At 69.1% G+C, this 20,828-nt stretch carries 15 protein-coding genes and 1 pseudogene; 8 read left to right on the top strand and 8 right to left on the bottom strand.

Annotated elements, in window-relative coordinates:
- Window positions 1–8: 8 nt before the first annotated feature.
- The 7 genes from ASD77_RS16285 to flgL all read left to right on the top strand — a co-directional run bounded on the left by ASD77_RS16285 (window position 9) and on the right by flgL (window position 8,748).
- Complete coding sequence (locus ASD77_RS16285; protein ID WP_055944380.1) at window positions 9–761, top strand: flagellar basal body rod protein FlgF; 753 nt, start codon at window positions 9–11, stop codon at window positions 759–761.
- A 959-nt stretch (window positions 762–1,720) separates the two neighbouring features.
- On the top strand, window positions 1,721–2,506 hold the full coding sequence (flgG, locus tag ASD77_RS16280; protein WP_055944376.1) for a flagellar basal-body rod protein FlgG: 786 nt from the start codon (window positions 1,721–1,723) through the stop codon (window positions 2,504–2,506).
- Between the two features lie 31 nt (window positions 2,507–2,537).
- Entirely contained in the window at window positions 2,538–3,224 is a 687-nt protein-coding gene (flgH, locus tag ASD77_RS16275) for a flagellar basal body L-ring protein FlgH (protein WP_055944373.1), read from the top strand.
- An 8-nt stretch (window positions 3,225–3,232) separates the two neighbouring features.
- Window positions 3,233–4,414: a flagellar basal body P-ring protein FlgI gene (locus tag ASD77_RS16270; RefSeq protein WP_082563380.1), complete on the top strand. Its 1,182-nt coding sequence runs from the start codon at window positions 3,233–3,235 to the stop codon at window positions 4,412–4,414.
- 253 nt (window positions 4,415–4,667) lie between these two features.
- Window positions 4,668–5,651 carry a flagellar assembly peptidoglycan hydrolase FlgJ gene (gene flgJ, locus ASD77_RS16265; RefSeq protein ID WP_327194198.1) on the top strand — a complete coding sequence of 328 codons (984 nt, stop codon included), beginning with the start codon at window positions 4,668–4,670 and terminating at the stop codon, window positions 5,649–5,651.
- 14 nt (window positions 5,652–5,665) lie between these two features.
- Window positions 5,666–7,549: a flagellar hook-associated protein FlgK gene (gene flgK, locus ASD77_RS16260; RefSeq protein ID WP_055944370.1), complete on the top strand. Its 1,884-nt coding sequence runs from the start codon at window positions 5,666–5,668 to the stop codon at window positions 7,547–7,549.
- Window positions 7,546–8,748, top strand: a complete 1,203-nt coding sequence (gene flgL / locus ASD77_RS16255; protein WP_055944367.1) for a flagellar hook-associated protein FlgL — start codon at window positions 7,546–7,548, stop codon at window positions 8,746–8,748. Before flgK ends, flgL begins: the two co-directional genes overlap by 4 nt.
- A 124-nt stretch (window positions 8,749–8,872) precedes the next feature.
- Here the strand turns inward: flgL and ASD77_RS16250 are convergent, their stop codons facing one another.
- From ASD77_RS16250 to ASD77_RS16215, 8 genes and pseudogenes are all read right to left on the bottom strand, one after another.
- Complete coding sequence (locus ASD77_RS16250; protein WP_055944364.1) at window positions 8,873–9,508, bottom strand: alpha-ketoglutarate-dependent dioxygenase AlkB; 636 nt, start codon at window positions 9,506–9,508, stop codon at window positions 8,873–8,875.
- A gap of 7 nt (window positions 9,509–9,515) precedes the next feature.
- Window positions 9,516–12,773: an error-prone DNA polymerase gene (locus ASD77_RS16245; RefSeq protein ID WP_055944361.1), complete on the bottom strand. Its 3,258-nt coding sequence runs from the start codon at window positions 12,771–12,773 to the stop codon at window positions 9,516–9,518.
- Window positions 12,770–14,188: a DNA polymerase Y family protein gene (locus ASD77_RS16240; protein ID WP_055944359.1), complete on the bottom strand. Its 1,419-nt coding sequence runs from the start codon at window positions 14,186–14,188 to the stop codon at window positions 12,770–12,772. Before ASD77_RS16240 ends, ASD77_RS16245 begins: the two co-directional genes overlap by 4 nt.
- 9 nt (window positions 14,189–14,197) lie before the next feature.
- Window positions 14,198–14,824 (bottom strand): translesion DNA synthesis-associated protein ImuA, encoded by a 627-nt coding sequence (imuA, locus tag ASD77_RS16235; protein ID WP_055944356.1) that lies wholly within the window; start codon window positions 14,822–14,824, stop codon window positions 14,198–14,200.
- A 1-nt stretch (window position 14,825) separates the two neighbouring features.
- Window positions 14,826–15,431, bottom strand: coding sequence for a transcriptional repressor LexA (lexA, locus tag ASD77_RS16230; protein ID WP_055944353.1), 606 nt, complete (start codon window positions 15,429–15,431; stop codon window positions 14,826–14,828).
- 178 nt (window positions 15,432–15,609) lie between these two features.
- Window positions 15,610–16,728 carry an HDOD domain-containing protein gene (locus ASD77_RS16225; RefSeq protein ID WP_055944350.1) on the bottom strand — a complete coding sequence of 373 codons (1,119 nt, stop codon included), beginning with the start codon at window positions 16,726–16,728 and terminating at the stop codon, window positions 15,610–15,612.
- A 175-nt stretch (window positions 16,729–16,903) separates the two neighbouring features.
- A pseudogene (locus ASD77_RS16220) lies at window positions 16,904–17,626 on the bottom strand (ribonuclease H-like domain-containing protein); the annotation flags it as partial.
- 104 nt (window positions 17,627–17,730) lie between these two features.
- Window positions 17,731–20,151, bottom strand: a complete 2,421-nt coding sequence (locus ASD77_RS16215; RefSeq protein WP_082563379.1) for a DEAD/DEAH box helicase — start codon at window positions 20,149–20,151, stop codon at window positions 17,731–17,733.
- A gap of 176 nt (window positions 20,152–20,327) precedes the next feature.
- Here ASD77_RS16215 and ASD77_RS16210 point away from each other — a divergent pair, with 176 nt between their 5' ends.
- A complete protein-coding gene (locus ASD77_RS16210; protein ID WP_055944345.1) occupies window positions 20,328–20,681 on the top strand; it encodes a hypothetical protein in 354 nt (117 codons plus the stop codon).
- Window positions 20,682–20,828 lie beyond the last annotated feature (147 nt).

The following is a 20,828-nucleotide window of genomic DNA, read 5'->3' as shown; positions in this document are numbered from 1 at the left end:
CTCGCCTCATGGACAAAGCCCTCTACGTCGCAATGACCGGCGCCCGCGCTTCGCTGCAGGCGCAGGGCACGGTGTCGCACAACCTGGCCAACGTGGACACCAAGGGCTTCAAGGCGGCGCTGGCCGGCACCGAGGCGTTCAAGATCCAGGGCCAGGGCTTTCCCTCGCGTGTGGACGCGGTACTGATCGATCCCGGTTTCGACGGACGCACGGGTTCGCAGATGGTCACCGGGCGCTCGCTCGACGTGTCGCTGCAGCCCAACCGCTGGATGGCCGTGCAGGCCGCCGATGGCGGCACCGCCTACACGCGCAACGGCGAGCTCAACGTCACGCCGAACGGCCAGCTGGTGACGGCGGGCGGCCGCGCGGTGCTGGACGACAACGGCAACCCCATCGCGATACCGCCGGCGCAGTCGATCGACATCGGGGCCGACGGCACGGTGTCGATCATCCCGCAGGGCGAAGGTCCGCAGACGATGGCCGTGGTCGGTCGGATGCGCATCGTGGAAGCGGCGCAGTCGCAGCTCGCCCGCGGCGGCGATGGCCTGATGCGTCCTTCGGACCCGCAGGCGCCGACATTGCCGGTGGCCAACGGCAACAGCCTGACGATGGGCGTGCTGGAAGGCAGCAACGTGGATGCGGCCGGTGCGCTGGTACAGATGATCCAGTTGCAGCGTCAGTTCGAGATGCAGGTGAAGGTGATCCGCAGCGGCGACGAGATGGCGCAGTCGTCGAACCAGTTGCTGCGTCTCGGCGGCTGACGCCGCTTGAGCCCCTCTTCCTGCGGGAGAGGGGTTGGGGTGAGGGGCAACGAAGTCCACTCCCTTTCCGGCCCATGGCATCGACCACGTCCGCGATTGGCTTGGGTTGGATGGCCTTACGGGACGGGTTTTCTGTTTCCTATAGATGGTGCCGCTCGCCGCGGGTGGGCGTTCTTTCTTTGCTTGTGCAAAGAAAGAACCAAAGAAACACACCCCAGGCGGCACGCCCGGCGCTACGCGCCGGGTCCGCGAGCAGGCCGGGAATTTTCGTAAGGCACATCCCTGTGCCGTACGAAAACGCCGTCATCCATGACGGCGCCCTTCGGGTTGTACCCGCCCTACTCGCCGTGCCTAGATGGGGGCCCGAAAGCAACGGCAACAGCAACAACAAGAGCGCGCGCCGATCCCTCGGACACAGCCTTTGGGCCCCCTGAGGTCCGGCAGTCACGGCGGGTAAAACCCGCAGGGCGGCGCACAGGACGTGCGCCGTTTTCGTATGGGCCAGGATGGCACTTACGAAAATTCCCGCCGGGACTGCGTACCCGCCGCACAGCGGCGGGCGGACCGCCGGGGTGTGCTTTCTTTGCCTACTTTCTTTGCACAAGCAAAGAAAGTAGGGCCCCCGCGGCGAGCGGCGCCATGCGTCGGCGGCAGAAAGCCTCATCCCGCAAGGCCATCAAAGGCAAAAGCCCACGGCGGATGTGGCAACCGCCAGCGCGGGGAGAAGACATGGACTTCGTTGGCACTCTCCCCAAACCCCTCTCCCGCAGGGAGAGGGGCTTGATGAGGGGCCCGCCGACTTTCCGGCGCACCCGTCGCACGCCATGCCCCACCCGGCCGCGCGACCTCCCGGCCCCGCGCCAGAACCACGGCACCCATTCCGGCACAGGACTTGCCTGAGAAGACGCGAGGAACCGCATCGCGCGGCCCCACCCCTTCCATCCGCGAGGAACCACGCCATGAACCAAGCCCTCTGGGTCGCCAAGACCGGACTGGACGCGCAGCAGACGCGCATGTCCGTGGTCTCCAACAACCTGGCGAACACCAACACCACCGGCTTCAAGCGCGACCGCGCCAGCTTCGAGGACCTGCTGTACCAGCAGGTGCGCCAGCCCGGCGGCTCCACTTCCTCGCAGACCCAGCTTCCGTCCGGCCTGCAACTCGGCACCGGCGTGCGCGTGGTGTCCACCTCCAAGGATTTCCAGCAGGGCAACCCGCAGCAGACCGGCCGCTCGCTCGACGTCATGGTCAACGGCCGCGGCTTCTTCGAAGTGCTGCTGCCCGACGGCTCGCCTGCCTACACCCGCGACGGCTCGTTCCAGATCAATGCGCAGGGCGAACTGGTCACCAACAGCGGCTATCCCGTGCAACCCGGCATCCAGGTGCCCGAAGGCGCGCAGTCGCTGACCATCGGCAACGACGGCACCGTCAGCGTGACCATGGCCGGCCAGGCGCAGGCGCTGGAGATCGGCTCGCTGACGCTCACCGACTTCGTCAATCCGTCCGGCCTGCAGGCCAAGGGCGAGAACCTCTACCTGGAAACCACCGCCTCCGGCCCGGCGCAGAACGGCACGCCCGGCCTCAACGGCCTGGGCAGCGTGGTGCAGGGCTCGCTGGAAGGCTCCAACGTCAACGTGGTGGAAGAGCTGGTCAGCATGATCGAGACCCAGCGCGCCTACGAAATGAACGCCAAGGCCATCTCCACCACCGACTCGATGCTCGGTTACCTCAACAACAACGTCTGACGGTCGCCATCGTCACGCCACGGGACATGCCATGAAGCGCTCCACGTCCGCCACCACCCTCGCCTGCGCGCTGATGCTGCTGCCGGGCTGCGCGCGCTACGTAGGCGACGTGCGCCCGTACGCGCCGATGCAGCCCATCCAGCCCATCGTCGCAGTACAGGCCCCGGCCACCGCCGGTTCCATCTACCGCGCCGGCCCGGGCCTGAACCTCTACGCCGACCGCCGCGCCCGCGACGTGGGCGACCTGCTGACGATCAACCTGGTGGAAAACACCACCGCGCAGACCTCGGCCACCACCTCGGTGGACAAGCAGAGCGAAGTCAGCTTGGCGGCACCGAACATCGCCGGCGCACCGGTCACGCTCAACGGCCGCGACATCCTCAGCGCCTCGGTCAACGGCGACCGTGGTTTCAGCGGCGCCGGCAACAGCGCGCAGAGCAACCGCCTGCAGGGCAGCGTGACGGTCACCGTGATCCAGCGCCTGCCGAACGGCAACCTGGTCGTGCAGGGGCAGAAGAACATGCGCCTGAACCAGGGCGACGAGCTGGTGCAGATCCAGGGCATCGTGCGTCCGGCCGACATCAACCCGGACAACACCATTTCCTCCGGCAAGGTCGCCGACGCACGCATCGCCTACGGCGGCCGTGGCGCCATCGCGCAGTCCAATTCGATGGGCTGGCTGGGCCGCTTCTTCAATTCCCCGATCTTCCCGAACTGAGCGCCGTGATGGACACCAACGACTCCAACCACGCTGCGCCGACGCCGACGAAGAAGCCGCGCCGCATCGACACCTACACCCTGCTCGGCCTGCTGGCGTGGATCGGCCTGGTGCTGATCTGCCTGGCGCCGGCCGCGCGCGCCGAGCGCATCAAGGACCTGGCGCAGGTCGGCGGCGTGCGCAGCAATCCGCTGGTCGGCTACGGCCTGGTCGTGGGCCTGGATGGCAGCGGCGACCGCACCAGCCAGGCGCCCTTCACCGTGCAGAGCCTGAAGAACATGCTGGGCGAGCTGGGCGTCAACGTGCCGGCCAACGTCAATCCGCAATTGAAGAACGTGGCCGCCGTGGCCATCCACGCCGACCTGCCCGCCTTCGCCAAGCCCGGCCAGCCGATCGACATCACCGTGTCCTCGATCGGCAACGCCACCTCGCTGCGCGGCGGCAGCCTGCTGATGGCGCCGCTGCGCGGTGCCGACGGCGAGGTCTACGCCATCGCGCAGGGCAACCTGGTGGTCGGCGGCTTCGGCGCGCAGGGCAAGGACGGCTCGCGCGTGTCGGTCAACGTGCCCAGCGTGGGCCGCATTCCCAACGGCGCCACCGTCGAGCGTGCGATCCCCAATGCGTTGGACAGCGGAGAAGGCACCATCACCCTCAACCTGCACCGCGCCGATTTCACCACGGTCTCGCGCATGGTCGCGGCACTGGAGCAGAACTTCGGTGCCGGCAATGCGTACGCGCTGGATGCCGTCACCGTCGCCGTGCGGGCGCCCGCCGACATCTCCCGTCGCATCAACTTCCTCGCCCAGGTCGAGAACCTGGAACTGACGCCCGGCAGTGCGCCGGCCAAGGTCATCGTCAATGCACGCACCGGCACTGTGGTGATCGGCGCACAGGTGCAGGTGATGGCCGCGGCGGTGACGCACGGCTCGCTGACGGTGACGATCACCGAGTCGGCCAACGTCAGCCAGCCGAACGAATTCTCCCGCGGCGGCCAGACCGTGGTGACGCCGCAGTCCAGCGTGTCGGTCAGCCAGGAAGGCAACCGCATGTTCAAGTTCGAGGGCGGCACCTCGCTGGACGAGATCGTGCGCGCCGTCAACGAAGTCGGCGCCGCCCCGGGCGACCTGATCGCGATCCTGGAAGCCCTGAAGCAGGCCGGCGCCCTGCGTGCGGAGCTCGAGGTGATCTGATGGAAGCCGGGATTCGCGATTCGGGATACGGGATGGCGGGTGTGGACTCCGCGCACGCCGCCGCGTCCTGGCCCATCTCCGACGTCCCTTCGGCACAGGACTTGCCTTACCTCCTGCGCAACCACGCTTTTCCGAATCCCGAATCCTCCATCCCCCATCCCGGCCCCTGACTGCCATGGCCAGCATGCCCATCGGAACGTTGAACCCCGCTCTGCCCTTGGCCGACGCCAGCGGTACGCCGGACAACGCGCGCATCCACGACGTCGCCCGCAAGCTGGAAAGCCAGTTCGCGCAGATGATGATCAAGTGCATGCGCGAGGCCGGCTTCGGCGACTCGCTGTTCCCCGGCGAGAACCAGGTGTTCCGCGACATGTACGACCAGCAGCTGGCCACTGCCATGTCGCAGGGCCGCGGACTGGGCCTGGCGCCGATGATCGCGCGCCAGCTGGGCGCCACCGACAGCGCTACGCCGGCCGTACCCGCCAGCACCGCGCTGTCGGCGTACAAGCGCCTGCTGCCGGGCAACGAGTCCGATTCCATGCTCGACGCCATCGCCGGCCGCGGCATCGGCAGCAGCGCGCGCCACGATGCCGGCATGCCGGCCACCATCACGCTCGACACCATCACCGTGCGGCCCGACGTGGCCTGCGACGAGGTGGAACAGGTCGCCTCGGCCGATCCGTCCAAGTACGCACGCAACACGCCGGAACGCTTCGTCGCCGAGATCTGGGACCACGCCAAGCAGGCGGCGAAGGAGCTGGGTGTGGATCCGCGGGCGCTGGTCGCGCAGGCTGCGCTGGAAACCGGCTGGGGCAAGCGCCAGATCAGGACCGGCGACGGCGGCAGCGCGCACAACCTGTTCGGGATCAAGGCCACCGGCTGGAAGGGCGAACGCGCCCGCACCGCCACCCACGAGTACACCAACGGCGTGAAGCACACCGAGACGGCGGACTTCCGCGCCTACGCCTCGCCCGCCGAAAGCTTCGCCGACTACGTGCGGCTGCTGAAGACCAACCCGCGCTACCAGCAGGCGCTCGCCGCCGGCAAGGACATCGCCGGCTTCGCGCGCGGCCTGCAACGCGCCGGCTACGCCACCGACCCGACCTACGCCAACAAGATCGCCTCCATCGCCAACGGCCCCACGCTGGGCAAGGTGCTGTCGGCGATCGGCACCACCGTGGCCGGACCGGTCGGCAACGCCGTGGGCAACGCCATCGGCAACGCGCTGCGGCGCTGACCTGGGAAACACGCATGTCCAACCTTCTCGCCACCGGCAGCAGCGCCCTGATCGCCTTCCAGCGCGCCCTGTCCACGGTCGGCCACAACGTCGCCAACATCAACACGCCGGGCTACTCGCGCCAGCGCGTGGAGTTCGAATCGCGCGACGGCACCTACTTCGGCTACGGCTACCAGGGCAATGGCGTGCAGATCGTCGATGTGCGCCGGATGGCCGACTCGCTGGCCACCTCGCGCCTGCTCGACAGCGGCGGCGAACTCTCGCGCCTGCAGCAGCTGTCCACGCTGTCCACGCGGCTGGACCAGTTGTTCTCCGAGAAGGCCACCGGCATCAGCGCGCCGTGGTCGAGCTTTTTCGACTCGGTCAATGCGCTGTCGTCGAACGCGGCCGGCTCGGCTGATCGTGAAAGCGTGCTGGCGCAGGCGAATGCGCTGGTCACCCGCTTCCACCAGGTCGACAAGCATCTGGATGGCCTGGACATCGAAGTCAACGCGGGCCTGACCGCCGCCACCGGCGAAGTGAACCGGCTGGCCAAGGAGATCGCCCAGCTCAACGGCCGCATCGGCGGCAACACCAGTCCGTCCGGCGACCTGCTGGACCGTCGCGACCAGCTGATCACCGAACTGGTGGGCTACACCGGCGGCAATGCCGTGGTGCAGGACGGCGGCCTGGTCAACGTCTTCAGCGCCGGCGGCCAGCCGCTGGTGGTGGGCGCCACCGCCAGCACCCTCGTCACCGTGCCCGACCCCTACCGTCCCGAGCGCCTGCAGGTGGCGCTGGAAACCAACGGCCAACGCACCACGCTGGACAAGCGCGCGCTCGGCGGCCAGATCGGCGGACTGATCGAGTTCCGCACCACCGTGCTGGATCCGGCATCGGCCGAACTCGGCCGTGTCGCCACCTCGCTGGCGCAGACGTTCAATGCCGGCCATCGCGCCGGCATGGACCAGTACGGGCAGATGGGCGCGGATTTCTTCAGCCTGCCCGCGCCGCGCATCTCCTCGAACGCCGGCAATACCGGCAACGCCGTGCTGCAGACCTCGGTGGGCAATACCGGTGCGCTGAACGCGCAGAACGTGCTGCTGCGCTTCGATGGCGCCGCCTGGGTGGCGACCCATCCGGACACGGGCGCGAGCATTCCCATGACCGGCACCGGCACCGCGACCGATCCGCTCATCGTCAACGGCATCGAACTGCGGCTGGCAGCGGGCACCACGCCGGGCACCAACGACCGCTTCCTGCTGCAGCCCACTGCCGGCGCGGCCGGCAACCTCGGTGTGGCCATCACCGACCCGGGCCGCATCGCCGCGGCGACGCCGGTCAAGGCCAACACCGACCTGACCAACACCGGCAGCGGCAAGGTCAGCGGGATGAAGGTGACCAATGCCGCGGACCCCAACCTGTTGGCGCCGGTCGACATCGATTTCCTCGACGCCACCCAGTACACGATCAACGGCACCGGCCCGTTCCCCTACACGCCGGGCCAGACCGTGGCCTACAACGGCTGGAGCGTGGTGCTGGATGGCGCGCCGGCGGCCGGCGACAGCTTCCGCGTGGGCCCGACCGGTGCGAATTCCAGCGACAACGGCAACGCGAAGCTGCTGTCGAACCTGGACGATGCGCGCGTGCTCAACGGCGGCACGCTGACCCTCAACGGCGCGATCGGCGGCCTGACCACGCAGGTCGGTTCGGCCGCGCGCCAGGCGGACTACTCCGCGCAGGCCCAGCAGGTCATCCACGACCAGGCGCAGGCCTCGCGCGATGCGATTTCCGGCGTCAACCTGGACGAGGAAGCGGCCGACCTGATGCGCCTGCAGCAGGCCTACCAGGCCGCCTCGCAGATCATCGCCACCGCCGACACCCTGTTCCAATCGCTCCTGGCGGCGACACGTCGATGAACTACCGCATCTCCACCAACATGATGTACCAGCAGTCGATCAACACGATGCTGGCCAAGCAGGCGAAGCTGGCGCACACGCAGCAGCAGCTCGCCAGCGGGCAGCGGCTGGTGACGGCCAAGGACGATCCGGTCGCCGCCGGAACCGCCGTGGGCCTGGATCGCGCGGTCGCCGAACTGGAACGCTTCGGCCAGAACGCCAACGCGGTGCAGAACCGCCTGGGCCTGCAGGAGAACGCACTGACCCGCGTAGGCGATGCGATGGCGCGCATCAACGAACTGGTCATCCAGGCCAACAATGCGGCGATGGGCGACGACAGCCGGCAGGCGATCAGCACCGAGCTGAAGGCGATCCACGCCGGCCTGCTGGACCTGGCCAACAGCACCGACGGCGCCGGCCGCTATCTGTTCGGCGGCACCAGCGACGGCAGCGCACCGTTCGCCCTCAGTGGCGGCAACGTGATCTACAGCGGCGACCAGACCCAGCGGCAGGTGGAAGTGGCGCCGGACATGTTCGTCTCCGACACCCTGCCCGGCAGCGAGGTTTTCCTGCGCCTGCGTACCGGCGATGGCCGCGTCGATGGCCAACCCGCCAGCGGCAACACCGGCACCGGCCTGCTGATGGCGTTCGGCGTCACCGACTCCACCGTGTGGAACGGCGGCACCTACACGCTGTCGTTCGGTGCCAACGACAGCTACCAGGTACTGGATGCGGGCGGCAATCCGGTCGCCGCCGGCACCTACGCCAAGGGCGAGAGCATCGCCTTCGCCGGTGCGCAGATGCGGATCGACGGCCAGCCCGCCAACGGCGACAGCTTTACGCTGGGGCCCGCCGGCAGCCGCGACATCTTCGCCACCGTGCAGGGTCTGATCGACACGCTGGACACCAGCCCCACTACCGACGCGCAGCGCGCCGCCATGCAGAACAGCCTGCAGGGCGCCATGCGCGACATCGGCACCGCGCAGGGCAGGATGATCGACGCACGCGCCAGTGGTGGCGCGCAGCTGTCCGCCATCGAGACCGCCGCGTCGCTGCGCGAGGCCAACAACATCACCCTCAAGGACACCCTCTCCGGCCTGCGCGACCTGGACTGGGCCGAGGCCATCGGCCGCTACCAGATGGAGAACTCCGCCCTGCAGGCCGCGCAGACCGTCTTCATGCAGATGCAGTCGCTCTCGCTGTTCAAGCTGATGGGCTGACGAACCCCTTTTCCTTTCCAGCAGTCCTTGCCCTCACGCCGCGATGACCTCGCGGCGTTTTTTTGGGAATTCTTGTGGGAGCGACGTAAGTCGCGATGAAGCGTTACAGGTAGTTCATCGCGACTTACGTCGCTCCCACACCTGCCACCACACCTACCCCCACAGGCGACGCCGGCCTCACTCTGAACACCACACTGATACGTGGTCCCTGAGCGCGCCGGGTCTTCGGAATGCCGTGCTCGTGCGTGCGCTGCGAGGCGTGGCTCATCGACAGCACGCTGCCCGGCATCAGATCGACCGCCAGCGTCTCGCGCCTGCCCTCGCGGGCGCGGATCAGCATGCGCCGGGGCGCGCCCAGCGACACCAGCGTGATCGGATGCCCTGCGGAGACGGTGTGCAGCTTGTCGCCGTGCATGGCGACGCTGTCATCGCCGTTGCGATAGAGGTTCATGCCGATGCGCGAGTACGGCGCCGGCGCCTTCGCCTGCACGCAGGCCAGCAGCTCCGCGAGTGGCAGATCGTTCGGCAGCGCGTCCACGGCGTAGTTCGCCAGCAGCCGCGGGACATCGACGATGCGGTCGTACATGGGCCGCTGCAGGTGCGTCCACGCCGCGCGCGACTGCAACGTGTCGAACCAGGCACGCGCCGTGACGGGCTGGATAACGTCCGGCCAGTAGCGGATGCCGCCTTCGGCATCGTCCACCAGTTGAATCATGGCGGGGGCGAACAGGTCGTCAGTCAGCGTGGGCAGCGCGTGCATCGCCGGCTCAGTGGAAGTCGCGCGAGCTGGTCTGCAGCTCGCCCAGCAGGTGGCTGAAGTCCTCCAGCCGGCGTGCGATCAGGTGCGCCACGCCGTCCACCTGCTCCCAGCGCCCGCGCACGGCCAGCAGCCGCGCCCCCAGCAAGGCCTTGCGGTCGCGAAGCGCCACGTGCGACCACACCACCACGTTGACCATGCCGTGCTCGTCTTCCAGCGTGATGAAGATCGTCCCTTTCGCCGTCGCCGGCCGTTGCCGCTGGGTGACGATGCCGGCGGCCAGTGCACCGCGTCCATGCGGCAGTGCGCGCAACTGGCGGGAATCGACCACGCGCTGCCGTCGCAGGCGTTCGCGCAGCAACGACAGCGGATGCGCGCCCAGCGTCAGGCCGGTGGCGCGGTAGTCGGAGGTGACGTCTTCGCCGGCCGCTGGCGCGGGCAAGGCGATGGCCTCCTCGTCCGGGCTGCCCGGCAACAACGGGCGTTGCCGTTCGATGCCGGCCACCGCCCAGCGGGCCGCATGACGATGCCCGGCCAGCGAGTGCAATGCGCCTGCTTCGGCCAGGGCATGACGGGCCTTGCCATCCAGGCCTGCCCGCAGGCACAGGTCGCGTACATCGGTGAAGGCGCGTTGCGCGCGCGCGGCCATGATCGCCTCGCCCGCCTGCTGCGACAGCCCGTTCACTTGGCGGAAACCGAGCCGCAGCGCAGCCTGGCCACCGTCGTCGACGCCACGCCGCGCATGTCCGCCCTCCAGCGTGTTGTCCCAGTCGCTGCGGGTCACATCGACCGCAAGCACCTCGATACCGACGCGTCCGCCCTTGCTACGGCGTGCGTCCTGCACGATTTCGCTCGGCGAATAGAAGCCCATCGGCTGCGCATTGAGCAGCGCGCAGGCGAACGCCGCCGGTTCGTGCCGCTTCAGCCAGCAGCTGATGTAGACCAGCTTGGCGAACGAAGCCGCATGACTCTGCGGAAAGCCGTAGGACCCGAAGCCCTTGATCTGCTCGAAGATCTGGTCGATGAACTCGGACGAATAGCCCTTCTTCTCCATCAGTTCCCGGATGCGCAGGCGATGCGGCTCCATGTCGCCGCCGCGCTTCCAGGCCGCCATCGAGCGGCGCAGCCCGTCCGCCTGCGAGGGCGTGTAGCCGGCATGGATCACCAGTTCCATCACCTGTTCCTGGAACAGCGGGATGCCCAGTGTTTTCCCGAGGATCTCTTTCACACCCTCGGAGGGATAGGTCACCGGCTCCTTGCCCTGCCGGCGTCGCAGATAGGGATGCACCATGCCGCCCTGGATCGGGCCGGGGCGCACGATCGCCACCTCCACTACCAGGTCGTAGTATTCCTTCGGCTTCAGCCGCGGCAGCATGCTCATCTGCGCCCGCGACTCGATCTGGAACACGCCCACGGTGTCGGCGGCCTGGATCATCTCGTAGGTGCTTGCATCGTCGCTGGGTAACCGGGCGATATCCACCCTGAATCCGCGGTGCCGCTCGACCAGGTCCACCGCCTTGCGGATACAGGTCAGCATGCCCAGCGCCAGGCAGTCGACCTTGAGCAGTTGCATCGTCTCCAGGTCGTCCTTGTCCCACTGGATGATGGTGCGGTCGTCCATCGATGCGTTTTCCACCGGCACCACGGTCGACAGCGGCGCGTCGCCGATGACGAAGCCGCCCACGTGCTGCGAGAGGTGGCGCGGGTGGTCGCGCAACTGTTCGGTGACCGCCAGCACGCGCTGGATCAACGGGTTTGCGGGATCGAAGCCGGCCTCGCGCAGGCGCTGTTCCATCGGCGCCTCGCCATTGCCCCAGCCGTAGCACTCGGACAGCAGCGCGATCTGGTCCGCCGGCAGGCCGAAGGCCTTGGCCACGTCGCGCACGGCGCTCTTGCCGCGATAGCGGATCACGGTCGCGGCCAGCGCGGCGCGGCGACGCCCGTATTTTCTGTAGACGTACTGCAGCACTTCCTCGCGACGCTCGTGCTCGAAGTCCACGTCGATGTCGGGCGGCTCGTCGCGTTCTTCTGACAGGAAGCGCGCCATCAGCAGGCGGCTTTCGGCCGGGTTGACCACGGTGATGCCCAGCGCGAAGCAGACGGCGGAATTCGCCGACGAGCCGCGCCCCTGGCACAGGATGTTCTGCGACCTGGCGAAGCGGACGATGTCCTCCACCGTCAGGAAGAAGGCCTCGTACTTCAGCTTTTCGATCAGTGCCAGCTCACCCTCGATCTGCGCGGCCACCGGCGGCGGCGTACCTTCCGGCCAGCGTTCGCGCATGCCCTGCTCGGTCAGTGCGCGCAGCCAGGTGGTCGGCGTGTGCCCGGGCGGCACCAGTTCGTCCGGATACCGGTAGCGGATGTCGCGCTTGAGGTCGAAGGTGCAGCGGCGCGCCAGCTGCACCGCTGTATCGAGCAGCTCGCGGGGGTAGATGTTGCCCAGCGCCCGCCGCGTACGCAGGTGTCGTTCTCCGTTGCGGAACAGGTGCGCGCCGCAGTCGGCCAGCGGCGTAACGTGTCGGATCGCGGTCATCGTGTCCTGCAGTGCGCGGCGTCGGCGGACGTCCATGTGCACGTCGCCGGTGGCCACCGGCGTCATGCCAAGGCGTGCGGCCGTGTCCAGCAGGCCCGCAAGCCGCGCGGCATCGTCCTGCTCGCGATGCAGTTCCACCGCCAGGTGCGTGCGCTCGCCGAACACCGACTGCAGCCAGTGGCCCTCTGCGTTATCCGGGCGCTGCGATGGCAGCCACAGGGCGAACAGGCCGCAGACCAGCGGATCGACATCCGACACGATGCGCGCCATGTCCTGCCGCGTCAGCCGGTAGCCCTTCTTGTCGACCGCACGCCGTGCGGTGGTGATCAGTTCGCACAGCCGCGTGTAGCCCGCGGCGGTTTCCACCAGCAGCACGCACTTCAGGCCGCAGGCCAGGGTGAACTCGCTGCCGACGATGAGTTTCACCTCCGTCGCGCGCGATGCCTCCCAGCCGCGCACGATGCCGGCCAGCGAGCACTCGTCGGTGATCGCCAGCGCCTCGTAGCCGAGATCGCGGGCGCGCTGGAACAGTTCCTCCGCGCTGGCGGCACCGCGCAGGAACGAGAAATCCGACAGGCAATGCAGTTCCGCATACGCCGGCCACGCATCCTCGCGCGGCGCGTCGTCATTGGCGGCGCTGGCAAGACGCAGGCGCTGCGCCACTTCCCACGCGCGCGGGGGACGCCCGCCGGGCGTATCGCGGTCGACGCCGTCCACCGCATCGTCCCAGCTCACGCGAACCAGCCGTGCAGCATCCAGCCGCCCTGCTCGCCCGGGGGCGCGAACGCCCACGCGCGCTGCCCTTGCGAGGTTTCCAGAACGTAGTAGTCGCGGCGCGCGTCGTCGCCGTCCCACCAACCGCTTTCCAGACGCTCCGGACCGGAGACGATGCGCGGATGCGGGTCGCGCAGCGGTACCGGCTGCGGCAGCAACCAGGCCGGCCGCGGTGGACGGACCGGCGCCTGTTCGATGCGTCCACCGTCGCCATGCAACCGACGCCAGGCACGTTCCGGACGCGGGTCGCCGGCGGGCGCCACGCGGTGCACGGCCTCGTCGCCCAGGCGAGCGCGCAGCCGTTCGCGCAGCTGAGGCCACGGCAGTTGCTGCTGCGGGCGCGTATCGAACAGGTCGCGCGCCGCCGGGACGAACGGCGGCAGTTCGCGCGCCAGCAACCGCACGCCGACCACCGGGTGTTCGATCTGCACGCGTTCCAGCCGGTTACGGGTCAACTCGAACAGCATCGCCGGTTCGCGTTCGGCCGCCAGCAGACCCACCTCGACATCGGTGTGCCCTGCCTCGTGTTCCAGCCGCAGCACGAAGCGCTGCACGCCGCCGTCGCGGATGGACAGGTAGGTGCACAGATCGCCGATCAGCCGGCGCAGCGGGAACAGCAGCGCCATGTGGTTTTCGACTTCGTAGCCGAGTTCGATGCGCGCATCGAAGTGGTCCGGCGGCGCGTAATACGCCAGCGGATCGTCGGCCGCGCCGTACAAGCGATCAAGGTGCTCCAGCACCGGCAGGCCGAAGCGGCGGCGCAGGCTGTCGCGCGGCAGCCCGTGCAGCGTGCGCAGGTCGCGGATGCCCATGCGGTGCAGGCGCTCGCCGGCATCGTCCGGCAATCGCGCGCGCCGCACCGGCACGCGGTCCAGCAGGTCTGTCATCGCATCCGCATGCATCACTGCCAGTCCGTCGCGCAGGCCGGCGAACACGTGCGCCGCTCGCGGTGTCGGCGCCAGCGCGAGGCGGTGCTGGAACCCCAGCAGCCCCAGTTCCTCGCGCAGACGCGCCTCGATGCGCGGCCACGGCCCCAACAGGCGGAAACTCGCGCGCACCTCCAGCACCAGGCAGCCCGGCCACTGCGCGCTGACCAGCGAGCTGTGCCGGTACGCCCATGCGGCGAGGAAGCGCTGCCAGCGCGCTTCGGCCAGCGGGTCGTGTTCGACCATCGCGAAATCCGGCAGCAGCGCGTGCGCGGCGGTCAGCCGCATGCCGGCGCGCAGGCCCGCCTGCGCGGCCGACGCATTCACCGCCTGCAGGGTGCGCAGTTGTGCGGCGCCGCCGACCAGCGCCAGCGGTGCATCAGGGTCGGGCAGACGGCGGAGGACGGCGTCCAGCGCCAGCTGCGGCAGCAATACACAGGCCCAGAGCATGCGCGCGCCTCAATGCGCGACCAGCGCGAACGACTGCGCGGGCGCCGGCCCGCCGCGGCATTTGCGCACCTGCCAGGCGGTGCCGCCCTGCGCATCGCGCACCGCTTCCAACCGCAACGCGGCCGCCGACGGATTGGCGGCATGGCGCCGGTCGCGCAGTGCGAAACCGAGGCACTCGCCGCTGTCGGCCGCCACCTGCAGGCGACGCAATGCGGGACCGTCGGCGTGCACCGGCCAACCGAGCACGGCGGCGCAGGCGCCGCTGCGCAGGCATTGCTCGAATGCCCACAAGGCATCGCGTGGCGCGGCGTCGACGACTTCCAGCAAGGCCAGGTCCACGCCGGCCGCCTGCCACGTCGGCGCATAGGGGATGTAGGGCGGCGCGATCACCGCCACCGTGCTGCCGGCCTGGGTCAGGCGCGTCAACGTGGGCAGCAGCAGCGCCAGTTCGCCCACGCCGTCGGCCGGCAGCAGCAGTTCGGTCAGGGCACGACGCGGCCAACCACCCTGTGGCAACAGCGCATCGAGCGCGGCATGCCCGGTGGGTTCGCCATCGGCGGCAATGGTGGCGCTGCGTCCGGCATGCCACAGCGTGCGCGCGGCCAGCAGCGTGTCGAGGGCGACGACGGCACCCATGTCAGCCGCGCCGCACCAGGCCGCAGTAGACGCCTTCGATGGCGAAGTCCTGTCCCGGCTGCACGTCGATGGGCGCGTGCGCGGGATTGCGCGGCAGCAGACGGATGCGCCGCCGCTCGCGCTGCAGGCGCTTGATGGTCAGTTCGCCGTCGATGCGCGCCACCACGGTCTGCCCGTCGCGCGCATCCGGCGTACGGTGCACGCCGACCAGATCGCCGTCGACGATGCCGTCGTCGATCATCGAATCGCCCTGCACCTTCAGCAGGTAATCGGGTTGCGGCGAGAACAGCCGGCGATCCAGCCACAGCTGTTCGTCCAGGCCGATGTCGGCGCCGATCGGCTGGCCGGCCGCGACCCGCCCCAGTACCGGCAACGGCAGCAGGTCGGCCATGCCCCCGGGCAGGCGCAGGCCGCGTTTCTGCCCCGGTGCCTGTTCCAGCAGGCCGTCGGCGACCAGCGCCTGCACGTGCTTCTGCGCCGCGTTGCGCGAGGCGAAGCCGAAGGCGGCCGCGATGTCCGCCAGGCTGGGCGCCCGCCCGGCCGCCAGCTCCCGGCGCAGGAAGGCCAGGACGGCGGCACGCTGGGGAGGCAGGTCGACGGGGTTCATGGGTGTACATTTGTACACCTCTTGATCGCACAAGGCGAGACTGGCGGGGACGCCGTGTATCGGTTATCCGCGTAGCCCGGGTAAGGCCGTCGGCCGCACCCGGGGACTTCTGATGCATCACGTCTCCCGGGTGCGCTTCGCTTACCCGGGCTACGTCGCTATCCGGGCTACGCGGATCTCAGGCGGCCTCTTCGGCCCGCTCCACCATGGTCTCGGCCATCTGCCGCCAGCTGGGCAGTTGGTCCAGCACGCCCAGCGACTTCAGGTAGCCCTCGTCCACCGGCTCGTTGCTGGCCAGTGCGCCGGCCACGTGCACCGCGCCGGGCACCCAGAAGCTGCGCAGGCTGGAACGCTGCGGCTGGCGGTGGAAGGCGACCGCTTCGACGATCGGCATCGGCAGGCCCCACAGGCCCAGCAGGTAGGCGCCGGCCTCGGTATGGCCGGGGCGGTCGTCGCCCTCGCTGGCCGGGGTGTCGCGCTCATCGCGCACGCCCGGCAGCAGCAGGCCGATGTCGGCCAGCAGCGCGGCGGTGGCGCCGAGTTCCGAACTGGTGCGCGGCAGGATCTTCGCCGCCAGTCGCGACGCCAGCAGCGCACGCTGCTGCAGCGCGCCGCGATCGATGCTGGAGGCGGTCTTCATCGAGAACACCTCGCTGGCCAGCACCAGGTCGCGCAGCGTGCCCAGGCCCAGGCGCGTTACCGCGGCGCGCAGGTCGGTGATCGAACGTCCGTTGGAGAAGTAGGCCGAATTGCACAGCTGCAGCACCTTGGCGGCGATGGCGGGATCGCCGGCCACCAGCGTGGCGATGTCGTTGGCCGTGCCTTCGTCTTCTTCCAGCGCGCGGGTCAGCGCGAAATACAGGTGCGGCGGCGACGGCAGGTGCTCGACGCGGCCGATCGCGCGGCGCAGTCGCGGGCTGTCCAGCAGGTCGCGCAGTTCTTCCAGGCTGTGGATCGATTCGAGCACCGTTTCCGACGACAGCGGCAGCGGCAGGAAGCGGTGCGCCACGCCGATCAGCTTGATCGGGGCGGACAGGCTGTCGGCACTGCCTTCCAGCAGCGCGATCCGGATGGTCTCCGCGCGCAGGGTACGGATCTGCCCCAGCAGCGTGGCCGGCGGCAGGTCGGGCAACGCCGGTCCCACCATGACCACGTCGACCGGACCGTTGGCCACCGCGAACATCGCCGACTTCCCGTCGGCCACCGTTTCGACGGTCCACTCGTCCCCCATGTCGCCGATGTAATCGGCCAGGTCCTCAGGCAGGCAAGCGGTATCGCCAACGTACAGAATGCGCAAGGCACGTCCCCTTCAAGTGGTGCAAGTTCGATGCATGCCTTCCGCGGGCGGAGGCACGGCTCATGTGGAATCTAGCAAGGGTGTCGGCCGCGGCCACGCATTCTTGAATCGCGATGCGGGGAATGCGCAACGCTTCACACTCCGCTGTCGGTGGATTACCGACAGCATCCGCTCCTCACTCCTCCGCTGGCGCCGACAGGTGCAGCAGCAGGTGCGCCAGCGTCACCACGTCCTGGAAGTTGTGCTGCAGCACGCGCCGCAGCAGCCCTGCATCGCCACCGCGCAGGTACTGCAGCCACGCACCAGGCGCTTCCGACCCCGGCAGATCGTCCTCGCGCACGATGCCCAGCGCGTTGCGCTCGATGGTGGCCAGCCGGCAGTTCTCCCACACGCCCCGGTAACGACGTCGCGTGGGGAACAGCAGGTCCAGGTGTTCGATGCCGGCCAGCGGCATGCCCTGCCGCGCCAGCCGGTAGCGCGCGGCCAGCAGCGGCGCGTCGTAACAGCGGCCGTTGTAGCTGACCAGCCGCGTGTCTTCCGCCAGCCAGCCGGCGAAGGCGCGCAGCATCGCCGGTTCGGCCGACAGATGGGTGATGAGCAACTGGCGCACGCGCAAGCCCCCGGGGACGAAGTCCGAGGCGCCGACCATGAACGCACGCGTGCCGGTGCCGCCGGACAGGCCGGTGGTTTCGGTATCGAAGAACAGCAGGTTGTCCGTGCGGAACGCCTCCATGCGTGCGAACGCACCGTCGACCTGCGGCGGCACAGCGTCGAAGGCCAATGTCTGTTCCAGCAGCAGCAACCCCGGTGCGATCTCGTCGCCCGGCAGCGTGCGATCCCGCGCACGCGCGGTCGCGGGCAGCGCGGTGCGCTCGCGGATGCCCAGCATGCGACGCAATGCAGGCAACGGATCGTGTGCCGGCGGCAAAGGAGCCGACGACGCCGCGGCGCCACCGTGCCCTGCCTGCCTGCGCAGTCGCTGCAGCTTTTCCAGGCTGACGCTCATGCGGCGTCCAGCAGGTGCAGCACACGCGCGGCCAGCGCGCGCGGCGTGGTCTCCGCATCCTCGTCGTTCGCCAGCACCGGGCCCACGCAGGCCGGGCAACCCGCCTTGCAGTCGCATCCCGACACCAGTTGCACCGCACGCTGCACCAGCTCGCGCTGGCGTCGCCACAACGGCTCGCTCAGGCCGATGCCGCCGGGGTAGTTGTCGTAGAGATAGGCCGTGGGAATGAAGCGCTCGCCCGACACCGGTGACAGCACCTGGCTGTCCGTGCCGCGCAGCTGGCCGCGGCCCTGCGTGTCCGGCAGCGCGAACCAGGCACCGTCACCATCGCCCACCGCCTTCTGCAGGTCGCGGCCTTCGGCCATCACCGCGACCGTGGCGGCGATATGCAGCGCGTACGCCGCACCGAGGAAGCCATCCAGTGCGTCCTGCCGCGACTCAAAGGCCGATTCAAGCAACGCCGGCGGCAACTGCCACCACAGGCTGGTGGTGTGCATCTCCTGGTCGGGCAGGTTCACCGGCCCGTAGCCGATGTTCTCGTGGGTGTAGTAGCGGATCTTCTTGTAGCCGGCCACCCGCCGCACCACATGGACCTCGCCGTGGTGGCAGGTGCCCTGCCCGGCAACACAGCCGTCGAAACGCTCCAGCACCTTCAGCTTGGTGTAGTCGATCGCGTCGGTGTAGTAGTCCACGTGCGTGCGGGTGACGTAAGCCTTGCGCCCTTCCCAGTCCAGCCGCTCCACCTGGTACGGGGTGGACTGGATCATGTGGATGGCGCCTTCGTACAACGTCAGCGGCGCGGCGCTGAAATCCACTTCGGCGATGATCACCTGGCGGCCATCGGTGCGGTCGACCACCACGAAGTTGCCGTCCGCCACCGAGCGCAGGCTGACCGCGTTGGCCGGATAGCTGTCGGCGATCCACTCGTAGCGGTCGCCTTCACGATGCACCACGCTGTCCTCGTCGAGCAGTTGCAGGAACGGCGACGGATCGACCGGGCCGAACGGCTCGCCGGCCAGGAACGGCAGCTCGAACGCGGCACAGCGCACGTGGTCGAGCAGGATCATCGGCTGGTCCGGCGCGATGCGCGCGTGTTCCGGCGGACTGTCGGCGAAGAACTCCGGATGCCGCACCACGTACTGGTCCAGCGGCTGCGAACTGGCGACCAGGATGCCCAGCGAGGCCTGTTGCCGCCGCCCTGCCCGGCCGAAGCGCTGCCACGTCGCGGCGATGGAGCCGGGATAGCCGTTCAGCACCACCGCATCCAGGCTGCCGATGTCCACGCCCAGTTCCAGCGCCGAGGTGGAAATGATCCCGTCCACGCGACCGTCGCGCATCGCGCGCTCGGCCTCGCGCCGTTCGGTCGGCAGGTAACCGCCGCGGTAGGCGCGGATGCGCGCCGGCAGGCGCGGATCGCTGTCGAACACGTCCTTCAGGTACTTCGTCAGCACCTCGACCATGGTGCGCGACTGCGCGAACACCAGGGTCTTCAAGCCCGCCTTGATCGCCAACCGTGCGATGCGGTTGCTCTGCGAGCGCGCTGACGCGCGCAGGCCCAGGTCGGGATTGACCACCGGCGGATTCCACAACAGCACGTGCTTCTCGCCGGTCGGCGCGCCGGACTCGGTGATCGCATGCACCGGCAGTTCCAGCAGCGCTTCCGCATGCGCCTGCGGATTGCCGATGGTGGCCGAGCACACGATGAACTGCGGGGTGGCGCCGTAGAACGCGCACACGCGCCTGAGCCGGCGCAGCACGTTGGCCACGTGGCTGCCGAACACGCCGCGGTAGGTGTGCACCTCGTCGATCACCACGTAGCGCAGGTTCTCGAAGAACTGCGCCCACTTGGTGTGGTGCGGCAGGATGGCTTGGTGCAGCATGTCGGGATTGCTGACCACGATGTCGCCATGCAGGCGGATCGCCTGACGCGCATCGCCCGGCGTGTCGCCGTCGAAGGTGAAGGCCTTCAGGCCCAGGTCGCCGGCCCTGCTGAGGTCCAGCAGTTCCGCCACCTGGTCCTGCGCCAGCGCCTTGGTCGGGAACAGGTACAGCGCCTTGCCGCGCCGCGCCAACGCCGAGGCCACCACCGGCAGCGTGTAGCACAGCGACTTGCCCGAGGCGGTCGGCGTGACCACGGCGAGGTGATCGCCGGCCTGCGCGTGTCGCCACGCCTCGGCCTGGTGCGAATACAGCCGCTCGATGCCGCGCTGGCGCAACGCTCCGGCCAGCGCCTGCGGCAGGTCTTCCGGCAGCGGCTCGTACCGCCCTTCCCGTGCGGGAATGACGAACTGCCCGGTCACGCGGTCGCGGTACTTGCCGGCAAGGCGTTCGGCCAGCGCGCTGCCGTCCGCGGTGGTCACGGGCAGCAGGGCGGCTTCATCGGCATGGCGGCGGATCAGGGCGGTCTGGGCGGGCATGGGGCTATCTCGGCAGCGGATCGCCATCTGACGCGCGGCCCGTCTCACCTGCTGAGACTGCGTGCCGGCGGATCGCGCCTGTCGCTCCGCGGCGTCGTGATCGGATAACGAAGGACTTTCTCACCCGACGATAACGCGCGCCGCGTTACCACGTGCCTGTCACATGGAGACCCCACATGGATCGACAGCTCTATCGCGAACAGCTCGACACGCTGCGGCAGGTTCCCCTGCGTACGGCCGCCGCAGACAGCGACGCGTTCGCCGCCTTCACCGCCCACGATTACGGCCGCCGCCGTCGGCTGCACCCGGACGTCGCCTGGGAGGATGCCTGCAGCGCTTATGCATTCGCCGCCGCATCGCATGTGCAGCACGCCGGCCGGCTGGACCTGGATACCGAACTCGCCCTGGAAGACGACTGGGAACGCCTGCGCGGCGACGCGGGCCCGGCGTGGCCGGTGACCCGCACGCTGCTGCGCGAAGCCTGGCGCTGGCTCGACGAACACGGCCCCCTGCCCGCCCGCATGCATTGACGCAACGGCGGCGCAGGCAAACACGACGAACGGTTGGCCGCTGCCCGGACATGCGCCCGTCTACCTGAAGGCAGGGGCGACAACAACGACAAGCACCGGCACGGCAAGGGGCCACGCATCTTCTTTGGCGAGGATCGGGGGCACGTT

This window comes from Pseudoxanthomonas sp. Root65 (genome assembly GCF_001427635.1).
Lineage (GTDB): Bacteria > Pseudomonadota > Gammaproteobacteria > Xanthomonadales > Xanthomonadaceae > Pseudoxanthomonas_A.
The sequence above is the reverse complement of the archived record's forward strand: the minus strand, read 5'-3'. Positions and strand labels throughout refer to the sequence as shown.

Bases quoted from the DNA above. Each gene is read 5' to 3' on its own strand.
- ASD77_RS16285 (WP_055944380.1), top strand. From the start codon at position 9: ATGGACAAAGCCCTCTACGTCGCAATGACCGGCGCCCGCGCTTCGCTG.
- flgG (WP_055944376.1), top strand. From the start codon at position 1,721: ATGAACCAAGCCCTCTGGGTCGCCAAGACCGGACTGGACGCGCAGCAG.
- flgH (WP_055944373.1), top strand. From the start codon at position 2,538: ATGAAGCGCTCCACGTCCGCCACCACCCTCGCCTGCGCGCTGATGCTG.
- ASD77_RS16270 (WP_082563380.1), top strand. From the start codon at position 3,233: ATGGACACCAACGACTCCAACCACGCTGCGCCGACGCCGACGAAGAAG.
- flgK (WP_055944370.1), top strand. From the start codon at position 5,666: ATGTCCAACCTTCTCGCCACCGGCAGCAGCGCCCTGATCGCCTTCCAG.
- flgL (WP_055944367.1), top strand. From the start codon at position 7,546: ATGAACTACCGCATCTCCACCAACATGATGTACCAGCAGTCGATCAAC.
- ASD77_RS16250 (WP_055944364.1), bottom strand. From the start codon at position 9,508: ATGCACGCGCTGCCCACGCTGACTGACGACCTGTTCGCCCCCGCCATG.
- ASD77_RS16240 (WP_055944359.1), bottom strand. From the start codon at position 14,188: ATGCTCTGGGCCTGTGTATTGCTGCCGCAGCTGGCGCTGGACGCCGTC.
- imuA (WP_055944356.1), bottom strand. From the start codon at position 14,824: ATGGGTGCCGTCGTCGCCCTCGACACGCTGCTGGCCGCGCGCACGCTG.
- lexA (WP_055944353.1), bottom strand. From the start codon at position 15,431: ATGAACCCCGTCGACCTGCCTCCCCAGCGTGCCGCCGTCCTGGCCTTC.
- ASD77_RS16215 (WP_082563379.1), bottom strand. From the start codon at position 20,151: ATGCCCGCCCAGACCGCCCTGATCCGCCGCCATGCCGATGAAGCCGCC.
- ASD77_RS16210 (WP_055944345.1), top strand. From the start codon at position 20,328: ATGGATCGACAGCTCTATCGCGAACAGCTCGACACGCTGCGGCAGGTT.